The sequence below is a fragment of the Nannocystis sp. RBIL2 genome, from assembly GCF_026626745.1.
Taxonomy (GTDB): Bacteria; Myxococcota_A; Polyangia; order Nannocystales; family Nannocystaceae; genus Nannocystis.
Map to the genome: position 1 here is coordinate 511645 of NZ_JAPNJW010000001.1, position 16697 is coordinate 528341.

General features: G+C 73.1%; 13 protein-coding genes. 6 read left to right on the plus strand and 7 right to left on the minus strand.

Features of this window, described 5'->3' with window-relative positions; all coding sequences use genetic code 11:
* The first annotated feature begins 21 nt into the window (after positions 1-21).
* The 4 genes from OV090_RS01995 (at position 22) to OV090_RS02010 (ending at position 8893) form a co-directional block, all read left to right on the plus strand.
* On the plus strand, positions 22-1506 hold the full coding sequence (locus OV090_RS01995) for a lyase (RefSeq protein ID WP_267701740.1): 1485 nt from the start codon (positions 22-24) through the stop codon (positions 1504-1506).
* 339 nt (positions 1507-1845) lie between these two features.
* Complete coding sequence (locus OV090_RS02000; protein ID WP_267701741.1) at positions 1846-6894, plus strand: AAA family ATPase; 5049 nt, start codon at positions 1846-1848, stop codon at positions 6892-6894.
* A gap of 84 nt (positions 6895-6978) precedes the next feature.
* Positions 6979-8370: an amidohydrolase family protein gene (locus OV090_RS02005; RefSeq protein WP_267701742.1), complete on the plus strand. Its 1392-nt coding sequence runs from the start codon at positions 6979-6981 to the stop codon at positions 8368-8370.
* Positions 8371-8548: 178 nt separating this feature from the next.
* Positions 8549-8893, plus strand: a complete 345-nt coding sequence (locus OV090_RS02010) for a hypothetical protein (protein WP_267701743.1) — start codon at positions 8549-8551, stop codon at positions 8891-8893.
* A gap of 83 nt (positions 8894-8976) precedes the next feature.
* Here the strand turns inward: OV090_RS02010 and OV090_RS02015 are convergent, their stop codons facing one another.
* The 3 genes from OV090_RS02015 to OV090_RS02025 all read right to left on the minus strand — a co-directional run bounded on the left by OV090_RS02015 (position 8977) and on the right by OV090_RS02025 (position 11038).
* On the minus strand, positions 8977-9171 hold the full coding sequence (locus OV090_RS02015) for a DUF1918 domain-containing protein (protein WP_267701744.1): 195 nt from the start codon (positions 9169-9171) through the stop codon (positions 8977-8979).
* A 205-nt stretch (positions 9172-9376) separates the two neighbouring features.
* Complete coding sequence (locus tag OV090_RS02020; protein ID WP_267701745.1) at positions 9377-9955, minus strand: DUF4269 domain-containing protein; 579 nt, start codon at positions 9953-9955, stop codon at positions 9377-9379.
* 150 nt (positions 9956-10105) lie between these two features.
* Positions 10106-11038, minus strand: coding sequence for a LysR family transcriptional regulator (locus OV090_RS02025; protein ID WP_267701746.1), 933 nt, complete (start codon positions 11036-11038; stop codon positions 10106-10108).
* An 83-nt stretch (positions 11039-11121) separates the two neighbouring features.
* On the opposite strand from OV090_RS02025, the gene ahcY reads away from it, so the two are divergent.
* On the plus strand, positions 11122-12387 hold the full coding sequence (gene ahcY / locus OV090_RS02030) for an adenosylhomocysteinase (RefSeq protein WP_267701747.1): 1266 nt from the start codon (positions 11122-11124) through the stop codon (positions 12385-12387).
* A 144-nt stretch (positions 12388-12531) separates the two neighbouring features.
* Here ahcY and OV090_RS02035 read toward each other — a convergent pair whose 3' ends face one another.
* A complete protein-coding gene (locus OV090_RS02035) occupies positions 12532-12930 on the minus strand; it encodes a CPBP family intramembrane glutamic endopeptidase (RefSeq protein ID WP_267701748.1) in 399 nt (132 codons plus the stop codon).
* A gap of 101 nt (positions 12931-13031) precedes the next feature.
* On the opposite strand from OV090_RS02035, the gene OV090_RS02040 reads away from it, so the two are divergent.
* Complete coding sequence (locus OV090_RS02040; protein WP_267701749.1) at positions 13032-13172, plus strand: hypothetical protein; 141 nt, start codon at positions 13032-13034, stop codon at positions 13170-13172.
* 45 nt (positions 13173-13217) lie between these two features.
* On the opposite strand, the gene OV090_RS02045 is transcribed toward OV090_RS02040, so the two are convergent.
* From OV090_RS02045 to OV090_RS02055, 3 genes are all read right to left on the minus strand, one after another.
* On the minus strand, positions 13218-13955 hold the full coding sequence (locus OV090_RS02045; RefSeq protein WP_267701750.1) for a hypothetical protein: 738 nt from the start codon (positions 13953-13955) through the stop codon (positions 13218-13220).
* 262 nt (positions 13956-14217) lie between these two features.
* Positions 14218-15714, minus strand: a complete 1497-nt coding sequence (locus tag OV090_RS02050) for a lamin tail domain-containing protein (protein ID WP_267701751.1) — start codon at positions 15712-15714, stop codon at positions 14218-14220.
* A gap of 266 nt (positions 15715-15980) precedes the next feature.
* A complete protein-coding gene (locus OV090_RS02055) occupies positions 15981-16688 on the minus strand; it encodes a class I SAM-dependent methyltransferase (protein WP_267701752.1) in 708 nt (235 codons plus the stop codon).
* Positions 16689-16697: the final 9 nt, after the last annotated feature.

The following is a 16697-nucleotide window of genomic DNA, read 5'->3' on the forward strand; positions in this document are numbered from 1 at the left end:
GTCCTTCCGCACAATCGCCGCATGACTTCGACGTACAAGCGGTGGCTCGCGCTTTCGGTGGCGGCGGGGCTGGCGGGCTGCGGTGACTCCGGCAACGCCACGGCCAGCGACTCCGGGACGATGACTCAGGGCACGGTCGACCCGACCGCCAACCCGACCGGCACCACGCCGACGACCGGCGGCACCGCGACCGACAGCGACAGCGGCGGGTCGATGTCGAACGGCATGACGATGTCGACCACCGTCGGGCCGACGACGACCACGATCGGGCCGACGACCTCGACCACCACGGACTCGACGACCGCGAGCACCGACACGACCACGACCAGCACCGCGACCACCGACACGACCACCGGGCCGGGCACCGACAGCACCGGCATGACCACCGGCGGCGTGTGCCGGCCGGGCGACACCGGCGGCATGGGCATGGCGGAGAAGAGCTACATCTTCATCCCCAGCCAGGACACCGACGACGTCGCCAAGGTCAACACCCAGACCCTCGTCGAGGAGGCGCGCTACAAGATCGGCCCCGGGGGCGAGAGCGCCTCGCGCACGGCCGTCAGCGCCGACGGCCGCTACGTCGTCGTCAACAACCGCCAGACCGGGCGCAGCACCATGCTCGCCGCCAACGTCGAGGACTGCGTCGACACCAACGCCAACGGCGTGATCGACACCTCGCAGAACGCGGGCGACGTGCGCCCGTGGGGCCAGGACGAGTGCATCCTGTGGCAGATCCAGTGGCCTTACGGCGGCGCCTGGGACGACGGCCCGCGCGGCGTGACCTGGACGCCCGGCACCTGGGATCCGGTCCAGTGCAAGTACGTCGACCCCAAGGTGTGGATCGGCTACATGGCCCAGGATCAGAGCAGCGTCCACCTCGTGCGCGTCGGGGTCGACGGCACCGTGGAGGAGACGATCGTCGTGCCCGGCTGGAACGGCAGCGGCTTCGCGCCCTACGGCGCCGCGCTCGACCCTGACTTCAAGCCGTGGTTCTCGTCGCTCCGCGGCGAGTTCGTGCGCGTCAACACCGACCAGAACCCGATCACCGTCGACCGCTTCACCCCGCCCGGCAACGTGCAGTCGTACGGCTTCACCGTCGACCCCGACGGTCACCCGTGGTTCGGCGGCAACTGCGGTCCCATCACCCGCTTCGACCCCGACACGCAGACGTACACCGCGATCCCCGGGACCGAGGCCGGCTGCTGGCGCGGCGTCACTGCCGACAAGAACTTCACGTGGGTCGCCAACAACTCGCCGTGCGCCCTGGCCCAGGTCGACCGCATGACCAACACCCTGGTGGCCCAGCACAACACCAACCCGTGCTCGGTCGCGATCGGCCTCAGCGTCGACATCGAGGACTTCGTGTGGCTGGTCGACCAGAGCGGCTGGGCGTGGAAGATCGACCCCGACAACGTGCCGGCGATGCAGCAGGTCATGGTGCCCGGCAGCCACTACGTTTATTCCGACATGACGGGCGGCCAGCTGAAGAGCATCCTCCCGCAGTGAGTGCCGCCGGGCGCGAGCGCGCCTGACTTCGACCGCGACGACGCGTCGTCACGATCGACCTCCGCTCCTGGAGTTTCGGCGCCGCGATGATTCGCCGGCGCCGCCGTCGTCTCGCCACGCCACCCCGATCGCTAGCGACAGCACAGCGGCCCGTCGATGCCGCGCCGGCGACGCGGCCGACGAGACCTCACGCGCAGTCGGCGAACCGCAGCGACTCGCTTCGAGCCTCGTCCAGCGCCGCAGCAGCCGAGGCCGCCCGCGCCGCCGTCTCGAGGGCGCGGAAGCGAGCCCCACGAGCGCATGTCGTTCGTCGCCGCGGCGAGGCACACTGGGGCCCACATGGCCGCCGGCGACTACGAGCTCGCGGAGCAGCTGCACGACGGTCGCACGTCGCAGGTGTTCCGCGGCTTCCGCCGCCGCGACGGCGCGCGCGTGATCCTCAAGGCGCTGCGGCGCGAGTACAGCGACGCCGCCGGGACCGCTCGCCTGCAGCAGGAGGCCGAGCTGCTGCGGCGCTGCGTCGGGCCGGCGGTGCCCGAGGTCCTCGGCGTCGAGCGCTGGGACGGCTGCCCGGTGCTCGTCTTGCGCGACATCGGCGGCGCCTCCCTGCACCGCTTCCGCCAGGGCCGCCCGCTCTCGCTGGTGGCGCGCCTCGACCTCGCGCTAGCGATCTGCGGCGCGCTCGCCCGGGTCCACGCCGCCGGCGTGGTCCACCGCGACCTCAAGCCGGCCAACATCATCATCCACGGCGAGGGCGAGCGCGTGCAGCTGATCGACTTCAGCGCCGCCGTGGCCGGCGAGGGCACGCTGCAGTACATGTCGCCGGAGCAGACCGGGCGCACCGGCCGCGACGTCGACCCGCGCAGCGACTACTACGCCCTCGGCGTCACCCTCTACGAGCTGTTCACCGGCCGCCTGCCGTTCGCCAGCGACGACCCGCTCGAGCTCGTGCACGCCCACCTCGCGCGCGTGCCCGCGGCCCCGGTCGCGCTCGTACCTGACCTCGGGGACACCTTGTCCCGCGTCGTCCTCCACCTGCTCGAGAAGAGCCCCGAGGCCCGGTACCAGAGCCTCGACGGCCTGCGCCACGACCTCGCCCGCTGCCGCGACGCCTTCGCCCGCGGCGAGCAGCCGCGCTTCGTCCCGGCCGCCCGCGACCGCCCCCCGGGCCTGCAGCTGCCCGCGACCCTGTTCGGCCGCGAGCGCGAGCTCGCCGGCTTGCTGTCCGTTTGGTCAGGTGTTCGCGCCGGCGCCCGCGCCCTCGCCCTCGTCGCCGGCCCCTCGGGCGCCGGCAAGTCGGCGCTGGTGCGCGCCCTGGCCGGGGCGGTGCGCGAGGCCGGCGGCGTGTTCGTCAGCGGGCGCTTCGAGCAGGGCGAGAAAGCGACCCCGTATGCCGGCCTGCTCGCGGCCCTCGACCAATTGCTGCGCCGCGCCCTGGCCGAGCCCGACGAGCGCCTCGCGGCAGTGCGCGCTGCCCTCGACGCCGCCCTCGGCGACGCCGCGGCCGGTCTCGCCGACGTCTTGCCCGCGCTCGCGCTCGTCATCGGCGCCCGCCCGCGTCCCAGCGTCCCCCTGCCCGCCGAGGCCGCCGGCCGCTTCCACATCGCAGTCACCCGCCTCGTGCGCGTGTTCGCCGGCCGCCAAGCCCCGCTCGTGATCGCCGTCGACGACCTGCAGTGGGCCGACCCGGCCAGCCTGCGCCTCTACGACGAGCTCGCGCGCGAGCCCAGCCTCGACCACCTGCTCCTCGTCGGCAGCTACCGCGACGACGAGCTCGCCCCCGGCCACCCGCTGCGCGGCCTCGCGGCCGACGTCCGCGTCGTCCTCGGCTCGCTGTCCGCCGCCCAGGTCCAGCGCCTGATCGCCGAGACGCTCGCCTGGCCCGAAGGACAGGCCGCCGAGCTGGCCGCGGTCGTCTCCGCCAACACCGACAACAACCCGCTGTTCGTGCGCGCCTACCTGCGCTGGCTGTTCGACCAGGGCCTTCTGGTGTGGTCGCCCGAGCGCGACGGCTGGGCCTGGGACGCCGCCGCCACCGCCCGCGCCGCCCCCGGCGCCGACATCGTCGCGCTGATGACCCGCCGGCTCGCCGCCCTCGACGCCCACGTCCGCGCGGCGCTGCAGGCCGCCGCCTGCGTCGGCGCCCGCTTCGACCGCGAGCGCCTGGCCGGCCTGCTCGGCCGCGACCCCGCCACCGTCGAGGCAGCGCTCGCCCAGGCCATCGATCGCGGCCTCGTCGTCGCCGTCGACGTCGGCGTCTACGAGTTCGTCCACGACCGCGTACAGCAGGCCGCCTACGCCGGCCTGCCCGCGGGCGAGCGCCAGCGCCTCCACCTCGAGCTCGGCCGCGGCCTGCTGCGCGGCGCCGACTCGGCTGTCCTCGAGGACATGCTCTTCGAGATCGTCGGCCACCTCAACCTCGCGGCCGCCAAGCTCGTCGCGCCGGCCGAGCGCCTGCGCCTGGCCGAGCTCGACCTCGCGGCCGGGCGCAAGGCCATGCGCGCCGCCGCCTTCCCCACCGCCGTCCAGCTGCTGCGCCAGGGCCTGGCGGTCCTGCCCGACCGCGCCTGGGCGACCCACTACGACCTCGCCTTCGCGCTGACCCGCGACTGCATGGAGTGCGAGCACTTCGCCGGCGACCCCGACGCCGCCGCAGCCCGCTTCGCCCCGCTCCTCGCCCGCGCCCGCGACGACGTCGACCGCGCCGCCGTCCACGACCTCAAGGTCGCGCTCGAGACCGATCGCGCCAGCATCCACGCCGCGCTCGCGGCCGGGCGCGCCGGCCTGGCCTTGCTCGGCGTCCACGTGCCGGCCAGCGCCTCGCGCGTGGCGATCCTGCGCGAGCTCGCGGCCGTCCGCTGGCTGCGCGGCCGCACCTCCCTGACCGACCTGGCCGCGCTGCCCCAGGTCCGCGACGCCCGGATCGCCTGCGCCCTCCGGCTCCTCTGCACGATCTGCGTCTCCGCCTACCACCACCAGCCCGACCTCTCGCTCCTCTACGGCCTGCGCGCCCTGGCCCTCGCCCTGCGCCACGGCGTCATCGGCGAGTCGGCCATCGCGGTCGCCCTCTACGCCTTCGCCCACGTCCACATGTTCGGCGACGTCGCCGGCGCGCGGGCCCTGCAGGAGGTCGCCTACGCCCTCGCCGATCGCTTCGCCGACCCGCGCCTCGGCCCCCAGCTCGCCAACTACTGCGGCGTCTACGTCGCCGCCTGGCTCGAGCCCGCCGCGGTCACGGTCGCCCGGCTCGAGCGCGAGCTCGAGCAAGCGACCCGGCTCGGCGCCACCTCGATGGCGCTCTACATCTCGGTCGGCATCATCCACGCGCGCTGGCTCGGCCTCGGCGACGTCGAGCAGCTCCTCGCCAGCGGCCGCGCCCACGCCCCGATCGGCGTCGGCATGCCCGGCTTCGACCAGCGCCACTGGCACCTGCTGTTCGTGCGCCTGTGCCTGGCCCTGCGCGGCGAGACCGACGGCCCCACCTCGCTCGCCGGCCCCGACTTCGACGAGGACACCCTCGTCGACGAGCTCGGCCCGCACAGCCGCGCCCTCGCCTCGGTCTACCACCTTGCCAAGCTCACGCTCCTCTACCACCACGGCGCCATCGACGAGGCGCTCGCGCTGTCGAAGCGGCTGCGCTGGGCTCGCACCGAGGGCGCCCTGCTGCTGATCGATCAGATCACCCTCCCGCTGCTCGTCCTCACCGCCCGCGGCGAGCCGCTCGCGCGCCAGGACCAGCGGCGCGCCCTGGGCTGGCTCGGACACCTGCGCCGCTGGGCCGAGCTGAGCCGCGAAAACATCGAGGGCCGACTCTTCCTCGCCGAGGCCGAGCTGGCCCGCTGCCGCGGCGACCACGACCAGGCCGCCCTGCTCTACCCGCGCGCCGTCGAGGCCGCCCGCCGCGCCGGTCACCAGCGGATCGAGGCCCTCGCGCTCGAGCGGGCCGGCCGGCACTGCGCCGCCCAGCAATCACATGTCCTCTCGCACATGTACCTCGGGGCAGCCGCGGCCACCTACGACCGCTGGGGCGCGTCGGCCCTGGCCGCCCGCCTGCGCGCCGAGTTCCCCGGGCTCGCCGCGCCCGCCCCCGTCCCCGTGCCCGTCGCCGCGCCGACCCCGATCCCCGCGCCCACCAGCTCCGGCGCCGAGGCGATCGACGTCGCCGCCCTCCTGCGCAGCACCCGGGCGATCACCGGCGAGCTCGTGCTCGACAAGCTGCTGCGCGCGCTGGTCCGCACCGTCCTCGAGGTCGCCGGCGCCCGCCGCTGCTTCGTCCTGCTGGCCGGCGACGGCGGCCTGCAGATCGCCGCCGCCGCCGACGTCGCCCGCGAGCGGCTCGACGTCTTGCAATCTCGGGCCATGTCCGAAGAGCCAGGTCTCCCGCAGTCGCTGGTCCACTTCGTCGCCCGCACCCGCCGCGACGTCGTCCTCGGCGACGCCGAGGTCGACCACGACTTCGCCGGCGACCCCGCGCTGGCCGGCGTGCGCTCCGTCCTGTGCGCGCCGATCCTCGGCCACGGCGAGCTGCTCGGCGTCCTCTACCTCGACAACGACCTCGCCCCGCACACCTTCGGCAGCGGTCGGCTCGCCCTGCTGCGCCACCTCGCGGCCCAGATCGCCACCTCGATCGACAACGCCCGCCTCTACGAAGATCTGGCCCGCGCCCGCGACGCGGCGGTGCGCGCCGATCGGCTCAAGACCCGCTTCCTGCTCAACATGAGCCACGAGCTGCGGACCCCGCTCAACGCAGTGCTCGGCTACGCCGAGCTGATCCGCGAGTCGGCGGCCGAGGGCGACCTCGCGGCGATCGACGGTGACACCGAGAAGATCCGCCGCGCCGCCGCGCGCCTGGTCCGCACCCTCACCAACATCCTCGAGCTCTCGCGGGTCGAGGCCGACGTCGTCGAGCCCGCGCGGGTGACCGTCGACGTTGCCGCGCTGGTGCGCGAGGCGGTGGCCGCCTGCGAGGTCGAGGCGCGCGCGCGCGGCGACGCGCTCGCGCTCGAGCTCGACCCGGCGCCGTTCGTGTGCCTGACCGATCCCGCCATGCTCGCCCACTGCGTCTCGACGCTGGTCGACAACGCGGTCCGCTTCACCGACCACGGTCGCGTCACCGTGCGCCTCGCCGCCATCGCCCGGGACGTCGATCCGTGGCTCGAACTGCGGGTCAGCGACACCGGCGTCGGCATCGCCGCGGGCGACCTCTCGCGCCTGTTCGTCGCCTTCCAGCCGCTCGACGATGCCCCCACGCGGGCCCAGGAGGGCAGCGGCGTCAGCCTCGCGCTGGCCCACCGGTTCGCCCGCCTCCTCGGCGGCGACATCGACGTCGTCAGCGCTCCCGGTCGCGGCTCGACCTTCGTCCTGCGAGTCCCGGCGCCGCGCGAGTGATGCCCACGCCCACGCCCTGCCACCTCGAGACCCGACATCCCCAGCGCTCGACAACCCGGGACACCTCCGGCATCCTCGGCCGGCATGGTCTCGCGCGGTCGCCTGCGGCCTCCGGACAGCGCCGGTGGCCGGCCTCGCGCGCACGCGCGGCCGCGCGCCTCGGCCGTCGTCGGCCTCGCAGTCCTGGTGGCCGCGGTCGCCCCCGCCTGCCGGCCTGAGCCGTCGGCCCCCGACCGACCTGTCCCTGCGAACATCCCCGCGCCGGGCCTCACCGTCTACAAGTTCGCCCGCGTCGTCACCGCCCCGCACGAGGTCGTCGAAGGCGGCGCGGTGGTGGTCGACGGCAAGCGCTTCCACAGCGTGCTCGCGGCCGGCGAGCCGCTGCCCGCCGGGGCCAAAATCGTCGATCACGGCCGCTACACCGCGATCCCCGGCCTCATCGACGCCCACACCCACATCACGTTCTGCTGGGACCCGGCGTGGGGTGACCGCGCGCCGCACGACCCGTTCCAGATCGCCCAGACAAAGGCTCAGCTCCAGCCGCTGGTCGAGGCCAACGGCCGCACCCTGCTCTCGATCGGCGTCACCACGATCCGCGACCTCGGCTCCGACAACCACCTCGACCTCGAGACCGCCGCGCGCATCGAGGCCGGCGAGCTCGTCGGCCCGCGGATCTTCGGCGCCGGCGACGGCGTGTGGTCGTCGCGCCTGGCGCCCAAGGAGTCGACCCGCCCCGGTCAGGCCGACGGCGTCGAGCAGGTCGCCGCCACGGTGCGGCGAGAGATCGACGCCGGCGTCAAGGTCGTCAAGCTGTGGGCCTCGACCGGCAGCGACGACGACCTCACCGGCGAGCGCACCTACTCGTACGAAGAGATCAAGGCCGCCGTCGACATCGCCCACGCCCACGGGATCCCCGTCGCCGTCCACGACACCCTCGGCGCCGTCACCGACGACATCGTCCGCGCCGGCGCCGACAGCGTCGAGCACCCGCGCAAGCTGTCCCCCGACACGCTCGCTACCATGCGCGCCCGCGGCGTCGCCTACGTGCCGACCATCCATCACAACCGCTACTACCGCGACAACATCGACCGCTTCGGCTTCTCGCCCGACAAGCGCGCCGCCTTCGACGCCTTCATCGCCGACAACATCGCCACCGCCAGGGCCGCCCACGCCGCCGGCGTCACCATCGTCATGGGCTCCGACGCCCTCTACACCGCCTTCGGCGAGAGCACCCGCGAGCTCGACGTATTCGTCCACGACGTCGGCATGACGCCGATGGAGGCCCTCGCCACCGCCACCACCGACGCCGCCAAGCTGCTACGCGCCGACGACCGGATCGGCGCCATCCGCCCCAACTTCCTGGCCGACTTCGTGGTGCTCGACGGCGACCTGTCGCAGATCGAGCACATCCACAACGTGGTCGCGGTGGTCAAGGAAGGCGCAGTGGTGTTCGAGGCCTCGGCGACCGGCAACTAGCGCTCGGGCCCGCCGTGTACGAGCTTCGTAAAAACTAAAAACCCCGACTCCCGGAGACCGAGGCCGGACGTATCCTCCGCCGAATGACCCGGGTCGCTCTCTCCGCGCTGGTGCTCCTGCTCGCCTGCACGCCGCCGCCCGCGGTCGCGACGAAGCGGGCCGAGATCCCCGCGCTGCGGTGTTCGCTCGACGTGCCGCCGGCACCGAGGTCATGCTCGATGACGACGGCGCGACCTTCGTGCTCGAGCCCGGGACGCGAGCTCCGCATAGCTTCTCCCTCCACGCGCGCGCCCCGGCGCAGCGGGGCGAGCTGCGGCAGGTGCTGGCCGCGGACGTGTCGATCGCCTACGCGCTGGAGGCCAACGACGGCGGCAGCGGCGGCAGCGAGTCGACGCTCGTCGGCAGCCTGCAGGTCGGCAGCTCCGAGTTCGCGGTGAAGTGCCACGACCAGGACGAATGGCCGGGCGATCCGGATGCGTCCTGGTGCCTCACCTGGCTGGCGACGATCCGCGTCGACCGCTGAGCCGTCGCGAATGTGCGCTATCGAGTGTCCCTGAGGACATGCTCGTTCAGGCATGTCCCACAGAACATGTCTCGCAAAAACAGCTACGGCACGGGCACGCTCTGCGGGCCCGGCTCGTCGCCGACCACGTAATCCGGCGGCGGGGTCCACACGAACTCACGCCCGTCGGGATACTTCACCCGGTACGGCGCCGAACCGCCCTTTCCCAGGGCTTCGATGACTTCGCCTTCCTCGCCTGACGGGGTCGTGACGCGCGTGCCTACCGGGACTACGTTCATGGCCTTCTTCCTTCGTGAGTCGGCGCCGGCTCGCCGCGCGAACCGTGCTCTTCCAATATTTTTCCATCCTCGCCATCGGCAAGCGCCGCCCGCCCGAGTTTCGCCGCGCCGGCGCCAAAAGCCTGCTGAGGTCGCCCCGGAGCGCCTCGCCGGCGCCAGCGGGCTCGGCCGGACCCTCGCGCCCCTCCGACTGCGCTGATTGCGGCTACACGCCGTGCTCCGCTCGCCGCACGAGCCGCCGCAGCGCCTCGTCGTCGAGTTCCTCGAGCGCGAGCACTGCGAGGTACGGATCGTCGCCGGGCAGCTGCAACCATCGCGCGAACGCCGGCTCGGTCTTCAGGCCCTCGCGCTTCCACCGAGTGATCGTCGCCACCGCCGCCGCGCCCGCGAGCGCCAGCACCCGCGCCTCGACCTGCAGGTGGCGCCAGCCGTGCTGCCGCGCCACCGGCTGCGGCTGCCCGAACAGCTCGACCGCGAACTCCTCCGCCTCGAACCGCACGATCGTCGACGGCACCCCGCGCACCGGGACATGCTCCGCCATGAACCCGGGCTGCGTCGCGTACGCCGAGCACGCGGCCACGAACGCCGCCGGCTCGTGCACTTCGCACAGCACGTCGAGGTCGCTCGCCTCGGTGTGGATCGGCAGCGGCAGCGTCCCTGCCAGCGCCGGCTGGAACTCGCCCAGCCGCTCGAAGATCGCCAGCGACCGCAGCACCGCGTACGCCCGTCGCTGCCGCGGCGCGCCCGTCCGCAGCCCCTCGAGATCGGTCCGCGCGCGCGTCATCGCCGGCGAGCCTAGCCGATCCTCCGCCGATTCACGACGCCCCAGCGTCCGCGACCTGCTCCAAAAGACATCCCCACGGACGTCGCTCGCGGCGCCTCGCCTCTCACAGCATGCGCTCCGCCGCGACCGCCCGTACTCCGCCGCGGCCTCTCACCCCGCCGGGCGCTTCCCCAGCGCTTGCGTCACGAACGCCACGAACGTCCGCTCGAGCCGGCTCGGCACCCGGTCGAGCAACCTCACCAGAGAGATCCGGTTCGTCAGCGCCCGCTTGCGCGTCGTCACTGCCACCAGCTCTCCGGCCGCCAGCGCGCGCGCGACCGTGTGCGCCGGCACCACCCCGAAGCCCATCCCGTGGCTCGTCGCGGCGATCACCGCCTGCACGCTCTCGACCGCCAGCGCCGGCTCGAGCCGCGGCGGCACCCGGCCGAAGTGGTGGCGGAACCACCCGCGCACTGCCGGCGCGCTCGCGTGGTAGTCGACGAAGCGCTGCCCCGACAGCCGCGCGAACGCCCGGCTGCCCGCCAGCGTCGCCGCCTCGTGGCCCGCCGCCGCCACCAGCACCAGCGCCTCCTCCATCACCTCGGCCACCTCGAAGCCGGCCAGCCGGCGCTCCGCCGGACCTGGCCCTTCGAACAGGTCCGCGAACCCCAGGTCGAGGCGGCCCTCCTCGAGCAGCGGCACGATCTCGGACGGGTGCCCGAGGCGCAGCGAGAAGCGCACCCCCGGGTGGACGCGGGCGAACCCCGCCAGCACCTCCGGCAGGCGGTGCGCCCCGAACTCGACCGGCGCCCCGATCTGCAGCGTCCCCGCCAGCTCGTGGCGGGCGCGGTGGATCTGCCCGACCCGCTCCTGCAGCCCCGCGACGAACGGCGCCACCACGGCGAACAGCGCCTCGCCGGCCGCCGTCGGCACCACCGCCCGGTGGCGGCGGACGAACAGCTGCGCCTTCAGCTCGTCCTCGAGCTTGGCCAGGCTCTGGCTCACCGCCGACTGCGTCACGTGCAGCGCCGCCGCGGCCGCGCTGACGCTGCGCGCCTCGTGGACGTGGAAGAACACCCGCAGGCGGTTGAAGTCCGGCAGCATTAGCCACACTTATACCATCGGAGAGAAACTCGAACGTGACTCATGCGTCGCCCTCCCGCATCTTCGCCGGCAGGAGCGTGTCCATGACCACCACCCCGAGAGACATCAGCGACGAGACCCTGGCCCCGCGCGGGCGCGACAAGATCGAGTGGGCCGAGCGGGCCATGCCGGTGCTGGCCGCCGTCCGCGAGCGGTTCGTCCGCGAGCGCCCGCTCGCCGGCGTGCGCGTCGCCGCCTGCCTGCACGTCACCGCCGAGACCGCGGCGCTCGTGCGCACCCTGCAGGCCGGCGGCGCCGACCTGCGCCTGTGCGCCAGCAACCCGCTCAGCACCCAGGACGACGTCGCCGCTTCGCTGGCCGTGCACGACGGCGTCGGCGTGTTCGCGCGCGCCGGCGAGGACCGGCCGACCTACTTCGCCCATTTGGCCGCCGCGCTGGCCCACCGACCGCAGCTCGTCATGGACGACGGCGCCGACCTGGCCACCCTCGTCCACACCAGCCACGCCGCGCTCGGCGACGCGATCGTCGGCGGCACCGAGGAGACCACCAGCGGCGTCACCCGCCTGCGCGCCATGGCCCGCGACGGCGCCCTGCGCTACCCGGTGATCGCCGTCAACGACGCCGTCACCAAGCACATGTTCGACAACCGCTACGGCACCGGCCAGAGCACCATCGACGGCATCCTGCGCGCCACCAATCGCCTGCTCGCCGGCGCTTGCTTCGTCGTCTGCGGCTACGGCTGGTGCGGCCGCGGCCTGGCCGCGCGCGCGGCCGGCATGGGCGCCCGCGTCATCGTCACCGAGGTCGACCCGCTGCGCGCGCTCGAGGCCACGATGGACGGCTACCAGGTGCTGCCGATCGCCCGCGCCGCCGCCGTCGGCGACTTCTTCTGCACCGTCGCCGGCAACCGCGGCGTGATCGGCGGCCCCGAGTTCGCGCTCATGAAGGACGGCGCAGTGGTCGCCAACGCGGGCCACTTCGACGTCGAGCTCGACCTCGCCGCCCTCGCCGCCCTCGCCCCGCAGCGGCGGCGGATCCGTCCCGCCCTCGACGAATTCGTGCGCCCCGACGGCCGCCGGATCTACCTCCTCGCCGAGGGCCGCCTCGTCAACCTCGCCGCCGCCGAGGGCCACCCCGCCGCAGTCATGGACCTCAGCTTCGCCGACCAGGCGCTCGCCGCCGAGTTCGTGCTCGCCTCCGGCCGCGAGCTCGCCGCCGACGTTCACACCCTGCCGCGCGCCCTCGACGAAGAGGTCGCCCGCCTCAAGCTGCACGCGCTCGGGGTCGAGATCGACGTCCTGAGCCGCGAGCAACGCGACTACCTCGGCGGCTGGCGAGCCGGCACCTGAGCACCGATCGTCCACCAGGGACGCACTTCTGCGTCATCGCCGAGCTCCCTGTGCAAGTCGGCGCCTCGGCCACGAGTGGCGCCGGGTGTTTCATGAAAACTCAGCCGACCGCGACGACGATCCACAGAGCGCCGTGTCACGCCATCAGCGCCGGCACGGCCACGTGCAGCACGAGGTCGGCTGCGTCACGATGGCGTGCTCGAGACCGTGGCGCACGTAGGCTGCGCCGAACAGCGCGGCCAGGACAGCATTCAGCACGAGCGTGCGGGCCACCACGAGGGCGGTCAGCGGCCACACCTGCGCAGCCGCGGGCAGGTGCAGCGCGCCGAACAGCAGCGCGGAGCCGGCGATCCCGACGGCGAGCGCCGCCCGCCGCCCGAGCCACCGCGCCATCACCCCCGCGAGCACCGTCGCCATGCCCAGGCGGGTCATCACCTCCTCGGCGATGCCGCCGTAGAAGCTGGCCCAAAGGCCATCCCAGGGCGACGGCTGCGGCAGGACCCCGGCGAGCGGCGGCGGCATCGACGCGTGGCTTCGCTGCATTCACGGCCCACCTGCTCGACGCGTGGGGCCGGTACATCCAGCACGCAGCGGCGGCGGGATCGGTCGATCTCGCGGCGGACGGCGCCGGCTTTCGCTCCGCCTTGCTGCACCTCGACGACGCCGAATGCCGCGAGCTGGTCGCCGCGCTTCAGACGACCTTGCGGCCGTTCTTCGAACGCGGCCCCGCGCCCGGCAGACGCGCCCGCCTGTGGTCGACGATCGTCTTCCCGTTCGAACGCTGACGGGTGGTCGGCGCACGGAGGGCAGCTCGAGCGCGCCGACTATGATCATAGCGACGGCCCGAGCGCGCGCGGCGGCTCCTCCCAATCCGGCTCCAGATCGAACCCGCAACACCGAGAAGCTTTGTCGCTGAGCATCTCGAAGTCCTGCTGGCAGACCATCTCGGCCGGGCACGAATCGCCGCGCTCCACGCCGTCGACCAGGCACACGCACCGCTCTCCCTTGCACTGCATCTCGTAGACCGGTTCACCGGTGCACTGCAGCGAGGCCGAACACTCGGACATGCCGTCGGTCGCTCCGCCGGCCCCGCACCCGCCCGGGTCGCATCCGCTCGCCAGCTCCGCCGCGAGCTCGTCGGCGCAAGGGCCAGGTTCGACGCCGTCGTAGAAAATGGCGAGCTCCTCGCAGTCCAAGCCTCCCCCGCACTCGAGCAGGTCCTCGTACACGGGCAAGCACTGCGCTCCGCTGGCGATGACGTCCTCGACGCACTCCGGCGCGCAAGTCATCGATGCGGGCTCGAACCCGCACGCAGCGAGCTTGGCGCAATAGGCAGCGCATGCATCGTCGATGGACCCGGCGGCAGCATCGGTGGTCACCTGCGTCCCCGTCGACCCGCTCGTCCCGGACATCGTCGAGCTCTCGACGGTCGTCGTCGCGTCGCCGCCGGTCCCGGTCATCGTCGTCGCGCCCGTCTCACCGGCGTCCTCGTCCTTCCTGGCGTCGTCGTCGCCGTGACAAGCACAGCCGAACGCGACTGCGAGCGATGAGATCGCCAATATACGCATGATTCGCATGGTCCGAAACAACCTCCGCGAATCACGCTAGCACCCACTCGACTGCGGCCACCTCGCCCCGCCACGGGCGCGGCGGCAGCCCTCCGCCAGCACGATCGGCGAAGAGACTTCCCGCCTCCGGCGCGCGCACCCGCCGAGGCCGTTCGCACGCCGCAGTCCGCTGCAAATCGATGGATGGGGAGAGCGAGCGCCACGGCTCCGCAGGCGGGAGCGCTCCGCGAGCGCCGCTCGCACCCCCCCATAGGCGCCGTGCTCACGGCATGTTGGCCGCCGCCGGCGTGGGCTTCTTCGTGAACTTCCAGTCGCTCGCGGCGTTGTTGCTGTCCTGCCCGTTGGGCAGCCGCGCCAGCGAGCCCGTGGATGCGGCGTCGTCGATCACGCTGCCCGGCAGCTGCGTCCCCTCGACCAGGCTCACGGTCCCGATCCCGGCGATGTTGACCGCGGTGATCGGCCCGTCGTACGACAGCGCGTCGACCACCTTCTTGGCGCTCTTGTCGACGAGCGCGATCCCGTCGGGGCTGGTGCCGCCGTTCTGCACGATGCCGCTCGTGATCGTCACCTTGAGCGCGGGCGCCGGCACGACGAAGTTCGCGTGCGCGAGCACCAGGTACTGCCCCGCCGCGAGCGTGCCCCCGAGGTTGATCGTCGCGTAGGTCGAGTTGTTCGCCCCGTTGACCAGCACCACCGCGTGGTTGCTCAGGTCGATCGGCGCGCCCGACGTGTTGAGCAGCTCGATGAACTCCGCGGTGTCGTTGCCGGGCTGGTCGTAGTCGACCTCGTTGATGACGAGGCCGACCGTCCCGCACGGCGCGCAGTCCGGACCGCCGCAATCGACGCCCGTCTCGCCGCCGTTCTTGACCCCGTCGTCGCAGCTCGCGCCGACGCAGATCCCGCCCGTACAGTCGTCGCCGACGCAGTCGCCGTCGATCTCGCAGGCCAGCCCGTCGTCGCAGGGATCGCAGTGCTGACCGCCGCAGTCGACATCCGTCTCGTCGCCGTTCTTCGCCCCGTCGTTGCACAGCGGGATGGCGCACAGGCCTCCGTCGCACACCCCGCTCTTGCAGTCCTCCGCGACCTCGCAGCCGAGCGCGTCGCCGCACGGCTCACACTCGGGTCCGCCGCAGTCGACCGCGGTCTCCTCGCCGTTGGCCACGTCGTCGTCGCACGCCGGCGCCGCGCACGATCCGTCGACGCAGCTCTGCGACGCGCAGTCGACCGCCTCCACGCAGGCTTGCGACTCGCCGCAGGCCGGACAGTCGGCCCCGCCGCAGTCGACGTCCGTCTCGCTCCCGTTGAGGACCGCGTCGTCGCAGGTCGCCGGTGCCGGCCCGCAGACCGCGTCCACGCAGCTCATCCCAGCGCAGTCGGTGTCGGCGACGCAGGCCGAGCCGTCGGCGCACCCCGGACAGGCCGGGCCGCCGCAATCGACGCCCGTCTCGCTCCCGTTCTGCAGGCCGTCCTCGCACGATTCGACGACCCCGCTGCTCGTCCCGGTCGTGGTGCTCGCGTCCGTCGAGGTCGACGTCGTCGTCTCCTCCGGCGCCTCGGTCGAGCTCCCCGTGGTCGCGTCCGTCGTGGGCTCCGCGGTGGTGGTCGGCTCGCCCGACGTGGTCGACGTCGTGGTCTGCGACTCCCCGACCGAGGTGATCATCGGCGCCGTCGAGAGACCCTCGGTCGGCTCCTGCGTGTCGTTGTTGCAGGCCGGAAAGAGGAGGAAGAGAGCAGCGAGGCGCCGTGTACCCGTCGACATGCGCGCGAGCCTATAGAAGCCGCGCGCCGTCGTCCAAGCGTGAGCGCCGATCTTCGCCGTCGAGACTGCCGCGTGACGCCGCCGTAACCTGTTCGGCGCCTCGCGTCGTCCGCCCGTCGCAATGTGCATTGCGTGCGACGTCCCGCAGCGTCAGCTCGCTGAACCGCGGCGCCTGCAGCCGCGGACGACCGCCCTCGCCGGCCCGACGTCGGCCGCACTCTCTGCACATTCCGCCGCGAGCGATCGACCCCGCGGCGCGCCTGTTCCTAGGGGCCCGGCTCCGCCGACGCGGCCGTGCGCACCGAGTATTCCGTCCCCGCACGGAACGGCACCGTCATCGACCGGAACCCGTTCCGCGGGTCTCGCAAGTACGCCACGTATTCGCGGTAGTTGCCGCGGAAGTGGCCGACGTTGTCGGTCAGCACCACCGCGCCCTGACGCAGCCGCGGCGCGACGAGCTTGAGGATGTCGAGCGCGAGCATCGGGAACCCGTCGTTGAGGAAGAAGTCGACCTCGCCCTCGATCGACCGCAACGTCTCGCGCGCGTCGCCTTCGCGGATCTCGACGTACTCGGCGAGCCCCGCCTCCTCGACGTGCTCGCGGGCCCGCCTCGCCTTGGCCGCCACCATCTCGGTGCCGATCACCTTGCCCCCGCCGTTGTCGCGGAGCGCCGCCGCCAGCCAGATCGTCGACACCCCGAACGACGTCCCGAATTCTACGACTTGCCGGGCCCCCAGCGCCCGCAGCGTCAGATAACAGAACGCCGCCTGTTCGCGATCGAGCGGGATGTACTTGTCGGCGTAGAACCCGAGGTGCTCGTCCTTGAAGTCGACCCGCTTGCCCAGCAGCAACCGCGGGAGCACCGGCAGATACTTCACGAGCAGCCGCGGCATCTGCCGGTCGGCCTCGGCGTGCAAGCGCCGGAGCACCCGCGCGGTCCGTTCGTCGAGCAGATCGAAGGCTGTTTGGCTCATGCGCCGACC